At 65.2% G+C, this 20,341-nt stretch carries 13 protein-coding genes and 1 pseudogene; 11 read left to right on the plus strand and 3 right to left on the minus strand.

The window, feature by feature from the left end; translation table 11 throughout:
- Nucleotides 1-557 precede the first annotated feature (557 nt).
- From WS70_RS29695 to WS70_RS29745, 10 genes and pseudogenes are all read left to right on the plus strand, one after another.
- A complete protein-coding gene (locus WS70_RS29695) occupies nucleotides 558-2,321 on the plus strand; it encodes a collagen-like triple helix repeat-containing protein (RefSeq protein WP_108034101.1) in 1,764 nt (587 codons plus the stop codon).
- Nucleotides 2,322-2,413: 92 nt separating this feature from the next.
- Nucleotides 2,414-3,697 (plus strand): methyltransferase family protein, encoded by a 1,284-nt coding sequence (locus WS70_RS29700; protein WP_059596945.1) that lies wholly within the window; start codon nucleotides 2,414-2,416, stop codon nucleotides 3,695-3,697.
- A 603-nt stretch (nucleotides 3,698-4,300) separates the two neighbouring features.
- Nucleotides 4,301-5,632, plus strand: a complete 1,332-nt coding sequence (locus WS70_RS29710; protein WP_059596944.1) for a hypothetical protein — start codon at nucleotides 4,301-4,303, stop codon at nucleotides 5,630-5,632.
- A gap of 31 nt (nucleotides 5,633-5,663) precedes the next feature.
- Nucleotides 5,664-6,992, plus strand: a complete 1,329-nt coding sequence (locus WS70_RS29715) for a cellulase family glycosylhydrolase (RefSeq protein WP_059596992.1) — start codon at nucleotides 5,664-5,666, stop codon at nucleotides 6,990-6,992.
- A gap of 121 nt (nucleotides 6,993-7,113) precedes the next feature.
- Nucleotides 7,114-9,477 (plus strand): GNVR domain-containing protein, encoded by a 2,364-nt coding sequence (locus tag WS70_RS29720; protein ID WP_059596943.1) that lies wholly within the window; start codon nucleotides 7,114-7,116, stop codon nucleotides 9,475-9,477.
- Nucleotides 9,478-9,950: 473 nt separating this feature from the next.
- A complete protein-coding gene (locus WS70_RS29725) occupies nucleotides 9,951-11,192 on the plus strand; it encodes a glycoside hydrolase family protein (RefSeq protein ID WP_059596942.1) in 1,242 nt (413 codons plus the stop codon).
- Between the two features lie 275 nt (nucleotides 11,193-11,467).
- Nucleotides 11,468-11,836 (plus strand): hypothetical protein, encoded by a 369-nt coding sequence (locus WS70_RS29730; protein WP_059596941.1) that lies wholly within the window; start codon nucleotides 11,468-11,470, stop codon nucleotides 11,834-11,836.
- Between the two features lie 326 nt (nucleotides 11,837-12,162).
- The gene (locus WS70_RS29735; RefSeq protein ID WP_059470643.1) at nucleotides 12,163-12,438 is read left to right on the plus strand and encodes a metal/formaldehyde-sensitive transcriptional repressor; all 276 of its coding nucleotides are present in this window, start codon (nucleotides 12,163-12,165) and stop codon (nucleotides 12,436-12,438) included.
- Nucleotides 12,439-12,450: 12 nt separating this feature from the next.
- Nucleotides 12,451-13,749, plus strand: coding sequence for a CDF family Co(II)/Ni(II) efflux transporter DmeF (gene dmeF / locus WS70_RS29740; RefSeq protein ID WP_059596940.1), 1,299 nt, complete (start codon nucleotides 12,451-12,453; stop codon nucleotides 13,747-13,749).
- Between the two features lie 514 nt (nucleotides 13,750-14,263).
- Nucleotides 14,264-14,389: pseudogene (locus WS70_RS29745) on the plus strand (ferritin-like domain-containing protein); the annotation flags it as partial.
- A 135-nt stretch (nucleotides 14,390-14,524) separates the two neighbouring features.
- Here WS70_RS29745 and WS70_RS29750 read toward each other — a convergent pair.
- Nucleotides 14,525-15,277 (minus strand): class II aldolase/adducin family protein, encoded by a 753-nt coding sequence (locus WS70_RS29750; protein WP_059470641.1) that lies wholly within the window; start codon nucleotides 15,275-15,277, stop codon nucleotides 14,525-14,527.
- A 289-nt stretch (nucleotides 15,278-15,566) separates the two neighbouring features.
- Here WS70_RS29750 and WS70_RS29755 point away from each other — a divergent pair, with 289 nt between their 5' ends.
- Nucleotides 15,567-16,241: a uracil-DNA glycosylase family protein gene (locus tag WS70_RS29755; protein ID WP_059470640.1), complete on the plus strand. Its 675-nt coding sequence runs from the start codon at nucleotides 15,567-15,569 to the stop codon at nucleotides 16,239-16,241.
- Nucleotides 16,242-16,377: 136 nt separating this feature from the next.
- Here WS70_RS29755 and WS70_RS29760 read toward each other — a convergent pair whose 3' ends face one another.
- Both WS70_RS29760 and WS70_RS29770 read right to left on the minus strand, forming a co-directional pair.
- Entirely contained in the window at nucleotides 16,378-18,309 is a 1,932-nt protein-coding gene (locus WS70_RS29760) for a Xaa-Pro dipeptidyl-peptidase (protein ID WP_059596939.1), read from the minus strand.
- A gap of 306 nt (nucleotides 18,310-18,615) precedes the next feature.
- Entirely contained in the window at nucleotides 18,616-20,124 is a 1,509-nt protein-coding gene (locus WS70_RS29770; protein ID WP_059596938.1) for a S8 family peptidase, read from the minus strand.
- Nucleotides 20,125-20,341: the final 217 nt, after the last annotated feature.

Here is a 20,341-nt window from a genome sequence, read left to right on the forward strand (position 1 = left end):
CAATTTGCGGCTTGCCGTCGGATTCGTTGTGCGCTCGGGCGCATCGCGGTTGATTTGCCGCGCAGGCGGCTCAACCAAGCTCAACCCTATCGGCGGCGGGCAAATCGATGCCGCTCGGTCGGTGAGCGCCGCCCCCTAGCCATCCTCCTCTTCTCGAATCGAGCCATCTCGATCGATATCGCAGCACGTCTCACGCTTTCGAACCTGCGCCGTACGCCAAACGTCGCGCGAATCAAGCAACGACTGCGCGATGCCACCATCGTCGTGCCCCGTGTTCCGTGTTCCGTGTTCCGTGTTCCGTGTTCCGTGTTCCGTGTTCCGTGTTCCGTGTTCCGTGTTCCCAGCGTAGTCCGTTACGCCGCCCGAAACGTCACGTAGCACAACGGGAACAGCGCCGCCGCAGCCTCGCAGAAAATCCAAATTTCTTCACCAATTTCGAACGATTAATCGATGATTTGATATTTTTTATACATTAACGAAGGGAAATTCTACCAATTTCCAAATGGTACGAAAATTGCTTCAAAGGCTGTCACAGTGAGATTATCTGGGAGCCTGTCATGCAAAAACTGTTCAATAAATCGGCCATCGCAATCGGCGTTTCCGCGTTGCTCACCCTTTCCGGCTGTGGATCGGTCGACGGTCCGTCCTTGCCTTCCGGCGGCGTGAAACCGACCACCATCGGCAATACCGGAACGTCGGGTACATCAGGGTCGTCGGGCACGTCCGGCACCTCGGGTTCGGGCGGGTCCGGTGCGTCGGGTACTTCCGGCACGTCGGGTACTTCCGGTACCTCGGGTACTTCCGGCACGTCGGGTACTTCCGGCACGTCGGGTACTTCCGGCACGTCGGGTACTTCCGGCACGTCGGGTACTTCCGGTACCTCGGGTACTTCCGGTACGTCGGGTACTTCCGGTACCTCGGGTACTTCCGGCACGTCGGGTACTTCCGGTACCTCGGGTACTTCCGGCACGTCGGGTACTTCCGGTACCTCGGGTACTTCCGGCACGTCGGGTACGTCTGGTACGTCTGGTACGTCTGGTACGTCTGGTACGTCTGGTACGTCTGGTACGTCGGGTACGTCGGGTACGTCGGGTACGTCGGGTACGTCGGGTACGTCGGGTACGTCGGGTACGTCGGGTACGTCGGGTACGTCGGGTACGTCGGGTACGTCGGGCACCGCCTCCTCCCCGCTTGGCAACATCCTCGCGCAAACCGGCAATCTGATCACCGCGACGGGGACGGTCGTCTCCGCCACCGGCAACCAGATCTCCGGCACGTCGGTGCCTGGCGTCAACAGCGCGACGACCACGGATCTCGGCAACGCAGTCAGTTCGCTCGGCAACGGCGTCCAGACGCTCGGCAACGGCACCGCCGCCGGCCTCGGCACACTCGGCACGTCGCCAAACCCGCTCGGCCCGACGCTCACGTCGACGTCCGGCGTCGTCTCGAATGTCGGCAACGCAGTTTCGTCGCTCGGCGGCGTCGTGACGAGCATCGGCACCGGCCCCCTCGCGCCGCTCGCGCCCGTCACGTCGCCGCTCGGCGGCGCGGTCGGCACGCTCGGCAGCACCGTCACCCAAGTCGGCTCCGGCCTGAACAACGTGCTCACCAGCGCGCCCGTCCAGCAGCTCGAAACCGGCGTGAGTTCGATCATCAACCCGATCACGAACGCCGTCTCCGGCACGACGCAGACGGTCGGCGCAGTCACCGGTCTCGGCGCACCCGTCAACAATCTGCTGACCACCGTCGGCAGCGGTCTGAACGCGGCCGGCGCGAAGGTGTCGGGCTCGACCAACAACCAGGTGGTCCAGGCAGTCGGCGGCGTCGTCAGCCAGCTTGGCAACACGGTCACGAGCGTCGGCGGCCTGCTGACCGGCGGCACGACCAATCCGCTTGCACCGATCACCGGCGTCCTGTCCGGCGGCTCGTCCAATCCGCTCGCGCCGATCACGAGCATCGCGGGCTCGCTGACCGGCGCGGCAGGCGCGACACAGCCCGGCACGACGCCGAATCCGCTTGCGCCCGTCACCGGCCTGCTCGGCGGCCTGTCGGGCTCGACGGGCGGCAACGCGACGTCCGGCCTCAACCTCGTGCTGTCGCCCGTCACGAACCTCGTCGGCTCGCTCGCCATCAGCGCGAACGGCACCGTCGCGACGACGTCGCCCACGACGAGCACCGGTTCGACGACGACCTCGCCCGTCACGGGCGTCGTCGGTAGCCTGACCGGCAGCACGACCGCGAGCGGCTCGGCGACGACAAACCTGCTCGCGCCCGTGACCAACCTGATCGGCGGACTGCTCGGCGGCGTCACCGGAAAGTAAGCAGACAAGCAAGCTGAACGGCGCGGCGGCCGGGCCCAACCACTCCAAACGCCCGGCCGCCCGCCGTCCATGTCATGACACGGGGGGATGACATGCAATCCACTCTCGACAGCGTCGCGAACGCCCAAGAACGGCCGCCGCATTCGGCAACGCCATTTTCGATCGGCCTCGCCGGCATCGCGGCGGGGCTCTTCACGTTGTGGGCGTCGCGCGGCTCAGCCGCACTGACCGGCACGGAGCGCAGCCTGCTCGCATGCGCCGCGATCATCGCGACGATCGGCGCGTATGAGCTGTTCGTCGCGCGCGTCCATTTGCGTCCGAGCGCCGGCCTCGCGAACCGCGCGCTGCGGCCGCTCAGCGTCGCGCGCGTGTCGCTGCGGCTCGCCGCGCTCGCGTCGGTCTATGCGGGCATCGCGCTCGTCTACTGGCTGCTGCCCGAATACCACGGCGCGTTCTACCAGCCGTTCTGGTCGCTCGTCGGCACGCTCGCGCCGTACATCGCGCTCGCCGCGCCGATCTATTTCTGCTGGATGGACCGGCGCCAGCGCGATGTCGACGACGCGTATCTAGAATGGGGCCGCTGGCTGTTCCGCGGACAGCGCCCGGCCGATTGGCGGCCGATCCGCGAGATGCTCGCCGGCTGGGCCGTGAAGGCGTTCTTCCTGCCGCTGATGGTCGTCTATCTGTCGACCGATGCGAACCGCATCGGCGCGTCGTTCGCGAGCGCGGCGAGCGCGCCGTTCTCGCTCGCGACGTTCCGTTTCATGTACGACCTGTCGTACACGATGGACCTGATGTTCGGCGCAGTCGGCTATCTATGCACGTTTCGCCTTCTCGACAGTCACGTGCGCAGCGTCGAGCCGACGACGCTCGGCTGGCTCGCCGCGCTGATCTGCTATCAGCCGTTCTGGTCGCTGATCGGAAACAACTACATCCGCTACGAAGGATCGATGTTCTGGGACAACTGGCTGCTGTCCGTGCCCGTCGTCCGCTTCGTGTGGGGCGGCGTCATCGTCGCACTTCTGCTCTGCTATGCGCTGTCGACGATTTCGTTCGGACTGCGTTTCTCGAACCTGACGAATCGCGGCATCATCACGTCGGGCCCGTACCGGTTCACGAAACATCCGGCCTATCTCGCCAAGAACCTATCGTACTGGATGATCTCGGTGCCGTTCGTCGAGCCGCTCGGCTGGCGCCTCGCGATCATGCATTCGACGGCGCTCGTCGCGGTGAATCTGCTGTACTGGCTGCGCGCGAAGACCGAGGAGCGGCATCTGATGCGCGATCCCGAATATCGTGCGTATGCCGAGTGGATCGATCGGCACGGGTTGTTCGCGAAGCTCGCGAGGTTGGTCGGGCAGGAGCGGCGTGCGTGATGGAAATGCTCGATGACTTCCAGCAACCGCATTGCTGATTTGGCGTCCGAAATACGGGCATTTCGAGATTACTTATCCAAATAAGAACAGACGCACCAGCGGTTCCCTACATTCACGCATCGTCCGGGCCCAAAATCGGGCCCCCCGCGCATGATCGCGCCGGCGCATCCCCGGCATCGTTCGCGTGCCTCCCCGCCCGCGAACGCCCCCCCCGGCCGCGGTCCGCACCGCCAGCATCGTCGCGCGCGGCCTTCCGCCAAGCGCGCGCCGCCGCCCACCGTCTTCCCCTATTTTTACCGGGGTCAACGCCGTTTCCCCGCCTTCCGCCCCATCTGCGTAGTGTGGGCTGTCGTACTTTCCCCGCCGGACGGCGACGCTATCCTTCGACGCAGATGCATGGTTCGCGCGCCGATCCCTGTCCGACGCCGCCGCCCACGGGCGGCGGCTCCTCCCGCCAACCCAGCCGTCGGAGCGACGGCCGGCCGCGCGAACGCGTCCACGGGCGTGCGGCCCGAGTGAGTCAGACGACTTGAGCCGAGACCGCGGTTTTGCGGCATCGCTCGCTGATTGAAGACGGCACGCGCAACCGTTCGAAACCCGACGATGCCGGCCCGAAAGATCCAGCCGTTCGACTCGCCATTCGACTATTACGCACCGATGCAAGGTATCTCGAAGATACACAGACTCTGGGCGGCAACGTTCGTCATCGCAGTTGCGAACGACGTGTTGTCCGGCGCGATCCGCTACTACACGTCGCTCGCGGGCGTCGCGGCGCTCGGCTACCTGCCGAAGGCGCTGATGGTCGCGTGCCTCGGGCTCGCGATCGTCCAGCGGCCGAAAGCGAGCCACGTGCTCATCGCCGCGTACCTCGCCGCACAGACATGCGTGTCGCTCGCGAACGGTGTCGGCCTGAGCGCGGTCGGCTTCTGGATCTGGACGATCGCACCGATGCTGTTCGCAATCGTCATACCGCAGCAGGCACTCGAAGAACTCGAATCGCGCCGGATGCTCGGCGCGTTCGTCGCGCTCGCGCTGCTGTGCATCGGCGGCGTGCTGCTCAATTATTTCATCAAGCTGCCGTGGGTCGGCGGCAGCGTCGACATCGGCGGCGTCAGCGTGCAGCTCGCGAAATCGTCGTACGTCGGCACCTCGTCGCGACTGCCCGGCTTCGGTCGCAGCAGCGCAACGACCGGGCTGATGATCGGACTGCTGACGACCTGGATCTTTCCGCGCGTGCGCTCGCGGCTCGCGCTCGCCGCACTGCTGGCGTTGGCGGCGGCCGGCATCTGGGCGACGACGAACAAGACGACGCTCGTCGCGCTCGCGTTCGTCGTCGCGTTGCATTTCATGCTGCGCACGCACTCGTTGCGAACGGTGTGCATCTGGGCGACCGTGCTCACGATCGCACTGCCGATCGCCGGCTGGGTTGTCACGCTCGCGAGCACGCAGGACGTCGGCAGCTCGGGCTCGCTGTCGTCGATGCAGGACCGTTTCATCAATACGTGGCCGCTGCTGATCGAAGGGCTGCTGCGCGAGCACCTGATCTGGTTCGGCATCGGGCCGGGCGGCTTCGGCTCGGCGGTCGGCTATTACACGGCCGACTTCGGCTTCAACGTCGGTTACGCGGACAACATGGCGCTCTACACGGTCGCGAACTTCGGCGTGATCGGCGCCGTGCTGATCGTCGCAGCTTTCGTGCGCTTCATCCTCACGCAGCCGGCATACGACCGGCCTGTCTGGCTGATGCTTTGCTTCCTGCTCGTGAGCGGCGTGACGACGGACATCTGCGAGACGATCGGCTGCCTGCTGTTCCTCGGCGTGACACTGCGCTCGATCAGTCTGCGTGCGCCGCAGCGTGCGCGCATCGCGAGTGCGCGAATTGCATTCGACCGGCTGCGATACGGTGCCGGCGTGAGCGCGCCGATCGCGCGCTGAAGCCGCGATGCGCCAAGAAGGAAACGACGATATGACGAACCGCACGTCCAACCAGCGCCGCCGAATGCTTGCCGCGCTTGCGAGCGCGGTGCTCGCCGCACCGGGCTTCGCTGGAGCCTCGACTACCGTCGTACTCGGCACCCCAACCACGAACGTCATCGCAAAACGCGCATACGCCGATCTGCCGGGCTTCGCGGCGTCGCGCGACAACACCGGCATCGCCGTGCACGACATCGGCGATACGAAGCTGCTCGATGCGGTGAAAGACGCCGGTTTCTCGTTCGTCCGCGCGGACCTGTTCTGGGAGGCAGTGGACACGCCGCACGGCTGGGATTTCTCGAAGTATGACGCGCTCGTCGCCAATCTGTCCGCACGCGGGCTCGGTGCGTTGTTCATTCTCGGCGGCATGCATCATCTGCACAGCCCGAACCAGCCGCCGACGACACCCGCCCAGCTTGCCGCGTTCCGCCAGTATGTGTTCAAGGCGGCGCAGCGCTTCAAGGGCAAGCCGGTGCGCTTCGAAGTGTGGAACGAGCAGGACCACAAGACCTACTGGCTCGGCGAGCCGTCTCCCGCCGCTTACCGGAACGTACTAAAGCAGGCGGTGCAAGCGGTGAAGGCCGCGAATCCCGACGCGATCGTCGCGACGGGCGGCGTGCAGCAAGTCAACCGCACGTTCATCCGCGCGGTCGGCGACATCGCCAGCCGCGCGCAGCCGGCGCCCGACGCGATCAGCGTGCACCCATACCGGCAAACCGAGCCGGAAACGGTGTTTGCCGACTATGCGGCGCTGCGGCGCGACCTATCGGCATATCGCACGCTGCCGCAGATCTGGGCGACCGAATGGGCGTATCCGAGCTACGGCTACAACTACGTCGCCGACATCGGAGACGGCCATTCGAGCGTCGCACGCGAGCGCCAGGCGAGATACGCAGTACGGCTGCTGCTAGCGAACTGGATCTCGCAGATCGGGCTCACGTCGTACTACGACATTCGCGACGACGGCCGCGATCGCAAGAACATGGAGCACAACTTTGGACTCCTCGACACCGACAACGGAAGGCTGCCGGCATACATTGCAGTTCGCCAGTTGTTCTCGTTCACCAGGAACGCCGAACGCGCCCGGTATTTTCAGGATTCGGACGCGCGCTACGTGGTGCTGAGGCTGACCGCCGCACGCGCGACGAAATACGTGGTCTGGTGCTACGGCGACGGCAACGCGATCGGCGTCGACCTGTCGCGGCTGCCGACCGGCGCAGTCGTGACCGACATGTACGGCGCCGGGCTCGATGTCGGCAGCCGCAGACGACTCGACGTCTCGGAGGCACGAGGGCCGATATTCATCACGATCGGAGCATGAGCGTCGCGCCCGGCGCCCGCCCTCGCGCGGAACCGTGCTCGATCGCTCGATGAAGAGCACTGATTGAGAGGATTGCGGCGGCCGGCATCGCGGTCGTCGTCGCATATCACGGGAAACAACGATGGATCTGAAAGCACAACCCATTTCGGCGGTACCGCACGCAAAGAGAAACGACGGGCTCGCGGGCCTGTGGTGGAGCGTCGTGCGGCACCGGCGGCTCTTTGCGACGATCGTCGTCGTGTTCTTCGCGCTCGGCGTCCTGTATGCGCTCGTCGCAACGCCGCAGTATCGCGCCGAAGCGCTATTGCGGATCCAGACGAAGCCCGGATCGTCGATCAGCGCGCTGTCGGACGTGTCCGGCACGATCTCAAACGGCCCGTCCGCGAACGACGAGAGCGAAGTGCTGACGTCGCGCGCGATCGTCGGCACTGCGATCGAACAGATCGGCGCGAACCTCGACATCCGCACGCTCGACTATTTCCCGTTCGTCGGCCGCCTGTTCGCGTCAGGCCATGCGAACGACGACAAGCTCGCGTCGCCGTTCCTCGGCATGTCCGGCTTCGCGTGGGGCGGCGAAAAGCTGAAGCTCGGCGAATTCTCGTTGCCCGATGCCGCGCTCGGCGACAAGTTCCGACTCGTTGCGGGCGAAAACGGCCAATGGACGCTCTATGACAAGAAAGACCGCCTGCTCGCGCGCGGCGCGGTCGGCCAGACCGTGCCGTTCAGCGTCGCCGTGGACGGCGAACAGGCGCAAGCAGGCCAGATCCGCGTCGACACGCTGCGCGCGCGTTCCGGCATTGCGTTCTCGATCGTCAAGGAGCCGACACAGCTCGTCTACGACGACGTGATGAAGAAGATGAAGACGGTCGTGGCGAATCGCGATTCGACGCTCGAAGAGCCGTCGATGATGAAGCTCGTCTACCAAGCCGACACGCCGCAGCGCGTACAGGAGATGGTCAACGCAATCGTGCGCGTCTACCTGCAGCGGGACATCGCATATCGCGCAGAGAAAGCGCAGCGCAATCTCGACTCGCTGCACGCGCGCCTGCCCGTTCTCAAGAAGGATCTCGAGAAAGCCGAAGATGCGCTCAACCGCTACCGCACGACGACGGGCACGATCGATGTCGACCAGCAAGGCATCGCGCTCATCAACCGGCTGAACTCGTTGTCCGAACATCAGACCGTGCTGCAGCTCGCGCTCGACAACGTGAAGGCGCGCTTCCTGCCGGGCAGCACGACCTATCAGACCGTGCAGACGCAGCTCGATCAAGTGAAGAAGGAGATTCAGCAGACGACGACGGCGGCCAACAAGCTGCCGACCGCTCAGCGCGAATTCGTCCGGCTGTCGCGGCAAGTGTCGGTCGCGACGCAGCTCTATACGAGCGTGCTGACCAATGCCCAGCAGCTCGAGATCGCCGTCGCGAGCACGACGCCGGGCGTGAGTGTCGTCGATTGGGCGAACAAGCCGTACAAGAAGGCGTGGCCGCAACGCGGCATCGTGATTCTCGGCGCGCTGCTCGGCGGGCTGTTCGCGGGCCTCGCCGCCGCGTATCTGCTTGCGCGCTATCGCAACGAGCTGAGCGCTCCGCAATCGATCGCAGACGTGTCGGACATTCCCTGCGTCGCCGTCGTCGCCCCTTCGGCATCGGCGCTCGCGCTCGACGACGACAGAACCGGCGCCGCGCGCGCGACGGTGAAACCGCTCGCCGCACGAAATCCAAACGATCCGGGCATTGAAGCGCTGCGTGCGCTGCGCACGAGCCTGCGCGCGGCGTTCTCGCACGACGGCCGCAGCGGCGGCAAGGTGCTGGTGTTCGCGGGCCCGACCGCAGGCGTCGGCAGCAGCTTCGTCGCGTCGAATCTCGCGTATCTGTTCGCCGACGTGAACGCATCGGCGCTGTTCGTCGACGCGGACATGCGCGGCGGATCGCACAATCCGCTCAGCGTCGGCCGCAACGGCGGCGGCATCGGTCTCGCGAACGTGCTCGAAGGCGGGCAATCGCTCGACAAGGCGATCATCAAGATCGGCAAGAGCAAGCTATCCGTGATGACGCCCGGCACGCTCACGGGATCGAATCCGGGCGAGCTGCTCGAACGCGCCGAATTCTCGCAGTTGCTCGCGACGCTGCGCACGCGCTATGACTACGTGATCGTCGACGCGCCGCCCGTGCTGCCGTACAGCGACACGCTGTCGATCGCTGCACAGGACTGCGATGCGGTGCTGCTCGTCTCGCGCGGCAGGACGACCCGCGCCGCGGAGCTCGAAACGGCGCTGCAGCGCCTCGACAGCGTCGACGCGAAAGTCTCCGGCCACATCTTCAACGCATACGTTGCGCCGCCCGATCACCCGCGGACGTCGCAGCAAGCCTGGTGGCGCGATGTCGCCAAGCGTTGGGCGAAATCGCAGCGCACTGCCCGTCCGGCACGAGCAAAGCAGACGTTCCGGATGGCAAAGGGAACCGTCGCGAAAACCTCCCGAAACTGACGGCAGTGAGTCCGATCTCGTCGGATTCCGAATCAATGCGATATGAAGAAGCAATCGCAGAAAAAACCGGGAGCTTCCATACTCCCGGTTTTTTATTGGTTCGAGCGTTCGTATCTTTGCTACAACGACGAAGATCGTTTCGTGAATAGATCGCGAGTCGAATAAGAACCCCAATAGAAAAAACGCGCGTCGCACGCGCTCTCCGGCACGTCCCCAACACGAACCGCGGTCACGCGCCACGGCGGCCAAAGCCCGTCGCATAAGGCTCTCATCGCTTGCGTGAGCAATGGCGTTCGCCATATCGATCCGCGTTTCGAACATACGCCGAACCCTCCGCCGAGTGGGGAAAAGCCGCCCCGAAGCCACTATTTATCTCTCAAACGCAAACATTCAGAACGATCGCGTCGGAATTTTGAGATAGCTTTATCTCAATTTAACCTAAAATAGAAGTTTCTCTATTCGGGGACCCCACCATGAAACGCCTAGCCGCGGTCGCCATGAGCGTGACACAATTCATTAGTATTCCTATCAATTATCCGACGGCGAGGGCTGCATTGCTCGCGCTGTTGCTCTCCGCTTGCGGCGGCGGCGGAGATCAAGGCAAGGTCAACGCCGCCGCCGTCGCGCCGACGAACGGTGTCGTCGTGCCCGCTTCCGGCGCGTCGGCGACGTCCGGCTCGTCCGGCTCGTCGGGTTCGTCGACATCGTCGTCCGGTACGGGCACATCCGCGCCCGCGTCCGGCGCCTCTTCGCCTTCGGAAACCACTTCGGTGCTGCCGTTCTTCGGCGTGAACGGACATTACGTCGACGGCGGCGTCTATGCATCGATACCGCTCGCGACTCAGGCGGCCCACCTTGCCGGACTCGGCATGAACGTCTATCGGCAGGATGTGTACATTCCGGATCACGTCAACACGCTCGCATCGACGGTCATTCCCGGCCTCGGCCCCAACGTCACGGTCCTGCCGATGATCGAAGCGCACCCATGGGCCGATCCTTCGCTGAACGGGCAGCAGCCGACCGAGGCGAGCGCCTATGCGTACGCATACAAGCTTTCCGCCTACGCGGCGAAGAAGCTAGCCGGCATCCCGATGGTGGAATTCGGCAACGAGTACGATCTCGACAGCCACAACGCGCCAATCCAGGGCGACGGTGTCAATATTTCGGATTACGACAATTCAACCTTTCCGATCTGGCGTGGCGCGCTTACGGGCGCGCTCGACGGCTGGCGCTCGGTCGACACGAATCGCACGACGAAGCTGATCGCGAACGCGACATCAGGTGCGCTGCATTTCGGCTTCCTCGACGGTCTGATGACGGGCACACAGCCCGATGGCACGACCGGGCACCCGAAGATTACGCCGGACGTGATCCAGTGGCACTGGTATTCGAACGGCGGCGACTTCGAGAACGCGCTCGGCAAGACCGGCAGATACAACGTGCTTGCACGGCTGAAGGAGCGCTACAACTTGCCGATCATCGTCACCGAGATTGGCGTGAACACGGACAACTCAGACGCACAGATCTCCGCCTACATCGCGAAAACGATTCCTGAGCTGGTCGCGGCAAAGGCGGCCTACAACGTCATCGGCTTCAACTGGTACGAGCTCTATGACGATCGCAGCGGCCCTTACGGTTTGTTGACGGGCAGCGCACAAGAAAAGCCGCGCTACGGGCTCATGAAAGCGGCGATCGCCGGTTCTGCCCTAAACTGATCGGCGCTCGCGCGGCGACACTCGCGTCGTGAGAATGCAGCGCGCTTGTAACCAACCGGTAACGCGTGCTTCCGCTTGGCAGAACGCGGTCCGCCTTGCCTTCGCATGCACTCGATGCCGGGCCGCGCACCAGATCCGCGCGGCTCTCGTCATCGCCCACCGCCGCGCCGCTGACGGTCCGTCGCGTGGTTACCTTTGATTACAACGCCGCCGTTGTGTGACACATGCGGTTCGTACAATTCAATTGCCCAAACAACGCTTAGGAAGAGGCAAAAATGAAAGGTATTCGTTTGGTCGCACTGACTGCTACGGGTCTGTTCGTCTTGATGTCGTCGGTCGCGCAAGCGGCGGGCGGCGGCGCTGGTGGCGGCGGCCACGGCGGCGGCATGGGTGGCATGGGTGGCGCCGGAGGTAATACGGGCGGCATGTCGGCAGGTCATATGAGCAGCTCGGGCATGACGAACTCGAACAGCATCAACTCCGGCGATCGCGACAAAGGTCTTTCTCGCGCAGCCGATCGTTCGGATACGCAGGCTGACCGCGCGAGCACCGCGCCGGGGCGCTCGCATACACACCATGCGTCGACCCACATGACTCATCATCACCACCTCGGCAAGCACACGACCGCCGGCAAGGTGAGCTGATCGATCCGTCTCCGACGGACGATGTCGATGACAAAGGGCGCCATTGGCGCCCTTGTCGCTTTTTCTTCCTGATAATGCACTCTCGTCGCTGACGATCGGCGAGTATCTCCAATACGTCTGCGTCGTCGCACGTCGACCTCCCATGCCGATGCGCCGGTGATGCGACCCCGACGATCGGCGGCATATGGCCGCAGCAAAGCGAGCCGATCTTCGCTGAACGATACGCCGCGCGTCCGGCTCGCGGCATCGCGAATTCGCATACTCCCCCCCACTATACAAAACTGTGCATTGATATATACTCCCCCCCAGTATTTTGGGGGGAGGCGATGAGCCACACCATTCGAGAGAAACAGAAGCTCCTGAACCGCGTGCGCCGCATCAAGGGGCAAGTCGAAGCGATCGAGCGCGCGCTCGAGGAAGAATGCGGCTGCAACGAGGTGCTGCAGCGGATCACGAGCTGCCGGGGTGCGATGAACGGCCTGCTGGCCGTCGTGCTCGAAGATCACATCCGCACGCATCTCGTCGACGCGGACGCGCCCGACAACTACGAAGGCAGCGCGACCGAGCAGCTGATCGGCGTGGTCCACAGCTACTTCAAATAAACGGAGCGATCGATGAGCGAATTCGAAGACGTCGCATTCGGCGCCGGGCACGACCATATTTTCCTCGGGGCCGCGCACGAACAGAACGAACGCAGGACCTGGATCGTCATCGCTCTGTGCGCGGTGATGATGGTCGCGGAAATCGTCGGCGGCACGCTGTTCGGCTCGCTGGCACTGGTCGCGGACGGCCTGCATATGTCGACCCACGCGGGCGCCATGCTGATCGCAGCGGTCGCGTACACGTATGCGCGCAGGCACGCGAACGACTCGCGCTTCGTATTCGGCACGGGCAAGCTCGGCGACCTCGCCGGCTTCACCAGCGCCATCGTGCTCGCGATGATCGCGCTATTGATCGCCTACGAGGCGGTCGCTCGGTTTCTCTCTCCCGTTCCAATTCATTTCGACGAAGCGATTCCGATCGCCGTGCTGGGCCTGCTCGTGAATCTCGCGAGCGTGTGGCTGCTGAGCGGCGACCATCGCGGGCATGATCACGGACACGGCCGCCATCATGGGCATGTTCATGGCCACGATCACGACGCTGACCGCGAACACGGCGATGAAGCGCAGACGATCTCGTTGCGCGACGGCACCTTCGTCGTATCGATCTTCGAGGACGGTGTACCGCCCGTATTCCGGATCGAGCCCGCAGCGGGCCAGCCGGCCGTCGGCGATTTGCAGGCGTCCATCATGACGGTCCGCGCCGGCGGATCGCGGCAGACATTCGAACTGGCGAATCGCGGCGGCTATCTGGAATCGATCGACACGATCCCGGAGCCGCATGCGTTCACTGCGATCGTGCGCCTGCACGATGTCGAGCATTCGCTAGCGTTCGTCGAGCATGACCATCCGCATCATCATGATCACGGCGGCCCGAACGATGCTGCAGTACGCGACCACAACATACGGTCCGCCTACATACACGTGATCGCGGATGCGGCTGTCTCGGTGCTCGCGATCGTCGGGCTCGTGCTCGCGCGCGCATTCGGCTGGATGTGGATGGATCCGCTCGCGGGCATCATCGGCGCGCTCGTGATCGCGAATTGGTCGTACGGCCTGATGCGCGACACTGGCCGCATCCTGCTCGACATGAATCCGGACCGGCGTCTCGCGGATAACGTGCGCCGCTCGATCGAAAGCGGCGGCGACAACGTCACCGATCTGCATGTCTGGCGCCTGGGCCCCGGCCACATGAGCGCTGTGGTGTCCATCGCGACGGGCGATCCGGCGCACGACCCGCGCTTCTATCATCGATTGCTGAAGCGCTTCGAGAATCTGTCTCACGTGACGGTGGAAGTGCATTGCCGTGCTTGACGCGAAGGCGAAAAGAACTGTATTGCCGTTGACGAAGCGTCGACGGACCGAACGCTCCTTCGGTCCGTCGAATGTACACGACGTGATCGTGGCAACCATGATGCAAACCTGAAGCGAACATACCGCGCAAGACGGCCGTCATCGCGCGCGGCCGCTCGCTCGCGCCGTCGTCGCTGCGTTCGAGCGCGTGGAATGCTTAACGGCACCAGCGGCGTCACACCGCCATACATGGAAGCGGCCGCAAGGCCAGCGCGAAACGCAACGCGATTCGCGCCGTATTCGCGGCAGATCGCCTTTCCGATCGACTGCCCGACGGACGGCCCCCGTCGCACCGATGGTCTTCGCCGATCCGGCATCGCAACGCGCCCGGATTGGGCTTGCCGTTTTCGTCTGCGTGTTTCATGTCAAGACCACAAGAACCCGCTACTTCCGAAGTCGTGCCGCTTCGAATGTCAATGATCGGGTTCGGGCGCAAAAACATCGGATGGTAAAAAAGGAAGGGACGGCGCAATACGCCGACGCGCAGCTCGCCGAGTTGCATCCGGACGAGATCGGATACCTGCGCACTTACACCGAGCTGTCGAAGCCGGTGTTCTATGGTCCGGGATTCGTCAACGTGGATGGCAAGCAGGCGTCGTGAGCGGTCCGCACGACGACCGGCATTGGGCGGCGCGCGCAATGCGCGCCGCTCCTTTGTCGTCGAGTTCGCATTCGCGCTCGACGCGCCCGACCGGATCGGCGCACGCCAGCGCAACCGGCATCCAATCACTCGCCTTCAGGTCTTGTAGCTGTCGTCGCGACGCTCGAGCTTGCGGATCAGCGCGGGCCACACGAAAGCGCCTCCCAGGCCGCCCGTCTGCACGGTCGCCGCTTCGGCATTCGTCGCGACGATTTCGCGTGGCACCTCGACCAATTCGCCGCCGTGTTGCGCGGCGATCTGAATCTGGCACGTCGTCTCGAACAGATACATGGCGAGAAACGCATCCGCAATCGATGGGCCGACCGTCAGCAATCCGTGATTGCGCAACATCAGGAACGTCGCACGCCCGAGGTCGGACTGCAAACGCGGCTTCTCTTCGTCCTTCAGCGCGACGCCCTCGTAATCGTGGTACGCGAGCGAACTCAGCACGAACGTCGATTGCTGCGAGATCGGCAGCACGCCGCCACGCTGCGCACTGATGGCAACGCCCGAGCGCGTATGCGTGTGCAGCACGCATTGCACGTCTTCGCGCGCGGCGTGCACCGCGCTGTGAATCACGAAGCCCGCGCGATTCACCGGATACTGTGAATCGTCGACCTTGTTGCCCGCCTGATCGACCTTCACGAGCGACGACGCGGTGATCTCCTCGAACATCATCCCGTACGGGTTGATCAGGAAATGATGATCGGGGCCGGGCAGGCGCGCCGAGATGTGCGTGAAAATCAGATCGTCCCAGCCGTGCATCGCGACGAGGCGATAGCAGGCCGCCAGATCGCAGCGGAGTTTCCATTCGGCCGGTTCGACGTTGGCGGCGGATGCAGTGTTCATAGAGGATTCCTTTCGTTGCCGGCGATTGCCGCGCAACCGTTTCCGATGCATTGTGGACGCGTGAGCGCCGCGCGTCCGTCTCGTGCAGACGGTACGGCGTCGATGCGAATCCGCGTCCGCTCGTCGAATCCGTGCGCCGTCGCGGCGCGGCGCGGCGTCGCGACGGGTCCGTGCGTCACCCTATCAGTTTCGCGCGTCGATGTGCATCGGGTTTGCCCGCGCGCATGCGCTTCAAACGTTTGAAACGGGACCGAACGAATGCGGCGAATCGGCGGCATAATGACGGCCAATGTCATCGAAACGAAACGATTCGCCGCCGCCCCACGCGACCGCACGCTCGACGCCGACGCGACACGCCACCCTCGACGGCCTCCTCCGTGAGATTCGCGCATGCACCGTCTGCGCGTCGCACTTGCCGTGCGGACCGCGGCCGGTCGTGCGCGCGCATCCGCACGCACGTATTCTGATCGTCGGACAAGCGCCCGGCGCGCGCGTCCATGCGTCCGGCATTCCTTGGGACGACGCGAGCGGCAAGCGATTGAGGGAATGGCTGAACGTCGACGATGCGGCGTTCTACGACGAATCGCTGTTCGCGATCGTCCCGATGGGTTTCTGCTATCCGGGGCGCGGCGCGAGCGGCGATAACCCGCCGCGTCCGGAATGCGCGCCGCTTTGGCTCGACAGATTGCTGAGCGAACTGCCCGATATCCGGTTGACGCTGCTGATCGGGCAATATGCGCAGCGACACTTCCTCGGCGCGCGCCGCAAACCTTCGGTTACCGAAACGGTTCGCGCGGGTGCCGAGTACGCGCCCGAGTTCATTCCGCTGCCGCATCCGTCGCCGCGCAATCAGGGCTGGCTCAAGCGGCATCCGTGGTTCGTCACCGACGTGCTGCCCGTGCTGCGCGGCAAAGTGGCCGAACTGCTGCCTTCGCCCGAAGGACATCGGCAGACAAAACACTGACCGTCCGCAAGCATTCGGCTTCGTTCGCCTTCCGAAACAATGCCTCGAACGACTTCGCCGCGAGCGCGACATTCGCGGCGAAGTCTCGTTCAAGCGGCACGCGCATCGCGTACCGCTCGCCGCCATACGCTTCCCGTCAAGCCGGAAGCTGCGGCACCGTCACCGACGTTCCGGCCGGATCGAGCGTCAGCTCGGTACCCGGCGTCGGCCGCAGCGTCGCCTCGTTGTCGCTCGACAGCACGACGAGCCCGAGCCGATGCCCCGCTTCGAGCCTGTAGTCGCGCGGCATGAACGTCAGGCGCAGATCGTACGGCATGCCGGCCAGCACCGGCTCCGAAAGCCAGTTCGACAGGCGGTTGCGCGGATCGGTCCATGCGCGGGTGACGATCGTCGCGCTGCCGTCCGGCGCGCGATCGACCAATAGCGCGGTCACGTTCGCGGTCGCAGAGAACGTCAGGCGGACGCGCGCGGTCACGCTGCCCGAGATCCGCGTCGCGCCCGCGACCGGCGCCGTCTCGAAGCGGCTGCGATGCTCGCCCGTGCTCGCGTTCGCCAGCGTGAGCGCGGTAATTCGCGCATCGTCGGTGAACTTCACGAGCGGACCGCTCGTCGGCTCGCGCAGCAGCGTGCCGGTGCCCGCGCCGTCGCCGCCCGCGAAATACGTGACCCGCGCCGCGCCGCGTGCAGGCCAGCTCGCCTCCTTCAGCAGCGTGCCGTCCGCCTGCTCGATCACCGCGCCCGGGCTACGCTCGACGCCGTTGCCGTAGCCAAGCAGATAGCGCGTGAACCAGCGGTTCACCTGCGCGGTCCATGCGTCGGCCATCGCGGGCACGCGGGTCGGATCGGTATGGCGCGCGCGGTGCAGCCACAACTGTGCCGGCACGCCCTGGCGCCGCATCGCGAGATACCACGACGTCGACTGATCGGTCCTGACGTTGTCGTCGGCAAGTCCCTGTGCAACGAGCGCGGGCGCGACCGCTAACGCGCTCGGAATCTCGCGCGCCGCCCAGAACGCCGAATAATCGCCCGTCTTGCGATCCTCTTTCTGCAGCGCCTCGTCGATCAGGTGCGTGCAGCGCTCCGGATGCGGATTCGTCAGCAGCGCCTTGATGTAGACGTCGACGTCCTCGCCCTGATAGCCGTCCGGCGCGCGCACGAGCCCGCCCGAGCGGTAGTAGCCGTACATGTTCGACAGCCCTGCGACGGGCACGATCGCGTCGAGCCCGCGCGTGCGCAGGCTCGCGACCATCTTCGGCAGCGTGCCGTCGTACGATACGCCGTACATGCCGACGTGGCCCGTCGACCAGCTCGCGACGATAGGCTTGCCGTTCGCGTCTTTCGCGACCGCGCCGCGCCCGAGCCAGCGAATCACCGACGCCATCGCAACCGATTCGTCGCGCGTCAGGATCGTCGGGCAGCCGTCCGAACCGGCCGTGCCGAGCGAGTCCGCATACACGACCGTGAAGCCGCGCGGCACGAAATAGCCTTCGATCCACGAACGTCCCGCGGCGGCCGCGTCGACCTGCTGCCAGATCCGTGTCTGCGGCGCGGCAGCCATGATTCGTGCGGAGACCGAAGCAGCCGGATGCGGCGTGCCGTCGAGCTCGACGTCGACGTTGTGGTTCGGGCTGTCGGCGAGGCCGTTGTAGTAGGGACTCGCGAGCACGATGACGGGCGTGCGTGCACCCGCCGCGGTTTCGGACGGACGCACGATGCGCACGTGTATCCGGTCCTTCGCGCCGTCGCCGTCGGAGTCGACGGGCGTCTCGACCCATGCCTCTTCGGCGATCGTGCTGCCCGACAGCGACGGCTGCACCTGGCCGTTCTCGATCACGGGCCGATAGCGACCACCGCTCGACAGATCGGCATACGGCACGCCGGACGGCGAGAAACGCGCTGCGATCTGAGGTGCGCCGGCCGCCGCCGGCCCCCCCTCCTGTTGGACTTGAGCGAGCGCGGACGCACCCGGAACGCCTGCGCCGTCATCGCCGCCGCACGCGGCAAGCGTCGTAGCGGCAACGAGCGCGGCGATCCATGCGCGACGCGGTTCGGTTCGATGAAATTTCATTGTTGTCCTTATTTAGATGATCGTCGGGAAACGGTCATCCCGTGCGGGATGGCGTCGTGTTGAACATGCCGGCGGACACTGCCGACCGCACCGCGAGCACGTCGGCGCCCGGACGATGCCGGGCGCGTTCGTGACGCGATGCTTCGGCGCTGCCGGCGCGACATGACCGGCCGGCGGCGCCGCGATGCGGGCGTTGCATGACAGAGGGAGCCGCGCACCGACTCACCGCGCCGAGGCCCGCATCCCGCATGACGGGCATCGGCGCATGCGAACGCGAAGCTTCCTCGCGGCAACGCCCGCGTTCGCTCACTGCGCAGCGGCGTTGACGGCGTTGCCGGCGTCGAGCAATCCCGCGCCGCAGGTGCTCGTCGAGCAGCCCGATCCGCTCGCGAACGGACGCGCGCCCGACTGCAGCCGCTGCAGGATCTGCGACGGCGACAGCGTCGGATTGACTGCGAGCATCAGCGCGATGGTGCCCGCGACGTGCGGCGTCGCCATGCTGGTGCCGCTGTAGCTCGCGTAACTGTCCGCGCCCGGCGACGTCTTGCCGGCATTGAGCGTCGACAGGATGCCGACGCCCGGCGCGGCAATCTTCACGGCCGCGCCGTAGTTGCTGAAGCTCGCGCGAACACCGTTGCTGTCGATCGCGCCGACCGCGATCACGCCCAGGCAATTCGCCGGCTGGGTCGTCGATACCGAACCGCCGTTGTTGCCGGCCGCAACGACGACGTTCGCGCCGCGCGACGTGATCTCGCTGATCGCGTTCTGATACGTCGTGCTGCACGTGCGGCCGTATCCGCCCAGGCTCAGGTTCAGCACCTTCGCGGGATTCGGATTCGATGGCGCGCCCGGTACCGACAGGCCCGCGGCCCAGCGCATGCCGTCGACGATGTCGCTCAGCATTCCGCCGCACTTGCCGAGCACGCGCACCGGCAGCACCTTGCCGACCCATGAGATGCCCGCAACGCCAAAGCCGTTGTTCGTCACCGCACCGATCGTGCCCGCGACGTGCGTGCCGTGCCACGAGCTGTTGCTCGCGCCGCAGCCATAGAACGGACCGCTCGGATCGCCGTCTTCCTGCGCGGTCACCCAGTCGCCGGGATCGGATGCGTCGCTGTCGCGGCCGTTGCCGTCGTTTGCGATCGCCGGATCCGAGATGAAGTCGTAGCCCGGCACCAGATTCGCGGCGAGATCCGCATGCGGGCGATAGCCGGTATCGATGACGCCGACGACGACGCGCTCGGAGCCGGTCGTGCGATCCCATGCCTTCGGCAGATTCGCGCCGCCCTTGGGATTGAAGTAGCCCCACTGCTCGGAATAGCGCGTGTCGTTTGGCACGAGGAACGGATGCATCCGCGCATCCGGCTCCGCATACTCGATCGCGCCGTCCGCCGCGAAGTCGCGCGCGAGCGCTTCCGCTTCGGTGAGCGACACGCGACGCTGCAGCGACAGCACGGTCGCGCCTCCCGACATGTCGCGCTTGACGCGAAGGCCCGCCGCGGGATCGGCCGGGTTGCCCGGCGCGGAGGCGGCAGCCGCGCCGAACGCGCGCCCTGCTGCACGCGACTTGCGCGCGGCGAGCACGCGATCGATGACCGCCTGGACGTCGGCGTGCGCCGCTTTCGCGGCCGACGAATCGGTCGACGTCTTCGCCGCGCGCAACTTGACGATCAACTGGTTGACCGCATCGGCCGGCCCGGGAACGAGCGGAGCTGCTGCGGTTTCCGCTTGCGCGACCGAAGCGAGACCGGCCACCGCGGCACAGACGATGGTCACCTTAAATGAAGCAGTACGAATCAATTTAGACATGCCCATACTCCCCCAAACGAAAATTCATGAACGGAATGAGTCGACGATGTTGTGTTGTAGCTGCTTGCTTCGCTGCGCTGCCGGCAAGAAAGGACACGCCGCGCCGATGCGCACGACAGTGCTCGACCGGACGACGTGTTGCCGACAAACCGGTTGTGGTCGATCGAATCGTCCGGCCCGTGCGGCCAGACGATTCGTCTTCCGTCAGATCTGCGTCATGGGA

The sequence above is a fragment of the Burkholderia mayonis genome, assembly GCF_001523745.2.
Lineage (GTDB): Bacteria > Pseudomonadota > Gammaproteobacteria > Burkholderiales > Burkholderiaceae > Burkholderia > Burkholderia mayonis.

Bases quoted from the DNA above. Each gene is read 5' to 3' on its own strand.
- WS70_RS29695 (WP_108034101.1), top strand. From the start codon at position 558: ATGCAAAAACTGTTCAATAAATCGGCCATCGCAATCGGCGTTTCCGCG.
- WS70_RS29700 (WP_059596945.1), top strand. From the start codon at position 2,414: ATGCAATCCACTCTCGACAGCGTCGCGAACGCCCAAGAACGGCCGCCG.
- WS70_RS29710 (WP_059596944.1), top strand. From the start codon at position 4,301: ATGCCGGCCCGAAAGATCCAGCCGTTCGACTCGCCATTCGACTATTAC.
- WS70_RS29715 (WP_059596992.1), top strand. From the start codon at position 5,664: ATGACGAACCGCACGTCCAACCAGCGCCGCCGAATGCTTGCCGCGCTT.
- WS70_RS29720 (WP_059596943.1), top strand. From the start codon at position 7,114: ATGGATCTGAAAGCACAACCCATTTCGGCGGTACCGCACGCAAAGAGA.
- WS70_RS29725 (WP_059596942.1), top strand. From the start codon at position 9,951: ATGAAACGCCTAGCCGCGGTCGCCATGAGCGTGACACAATTCATTAGT.
- WS70_RS29730 (WP_059596941.1), top strand. From the start codon at position 11,468: ATGAAAGGTATTCGTTTGGTCGCACTGACTGCTACGGGTCTGTTCGTC.
- WS70_RS29735 (WP_059470643.1), top strand. From the start codon at position 12,163: ATGAGCCACACCATTCGAGAGAAACAGAAGCTCCTGAACCGCGTGCGC.
- dmeF (WP_059596940.1), top strand. From the start codon at position 12,451: ATGAGCGAATTCGAAGACGTCGCATTCGGCGCCGGGCACGACCATATT.
- WS70_RS29750 (WP_059470641.1), bottom strand. From the start codon at position 15,277: ATGAACACTGCATCCGCCGCCAACGTCGAACCGGCCGAATGGAAACTC.
- WS70_RS29755 (WP_059470640.1), top strand. From the start codon at position 15,567: ATGTCATCGAAACGAAACGATTCGCCGCCGCCCCACGCGACCGCACGC.
- WS70_RS29760 (WP_059596939.1), bottom strand. From the start codon at position 18,309: ATGAAATTTCATCGAACCGAACCGCGTCGCGCATGGATCGCCGCGCTC.
- WS70_RS29770 (WP_059596938.1), bottom strand. From the start codon at position 20,124: ATGGGCATGTCTAAATTGATTCGTACTGCTTCATTTAAGGTGACCATC.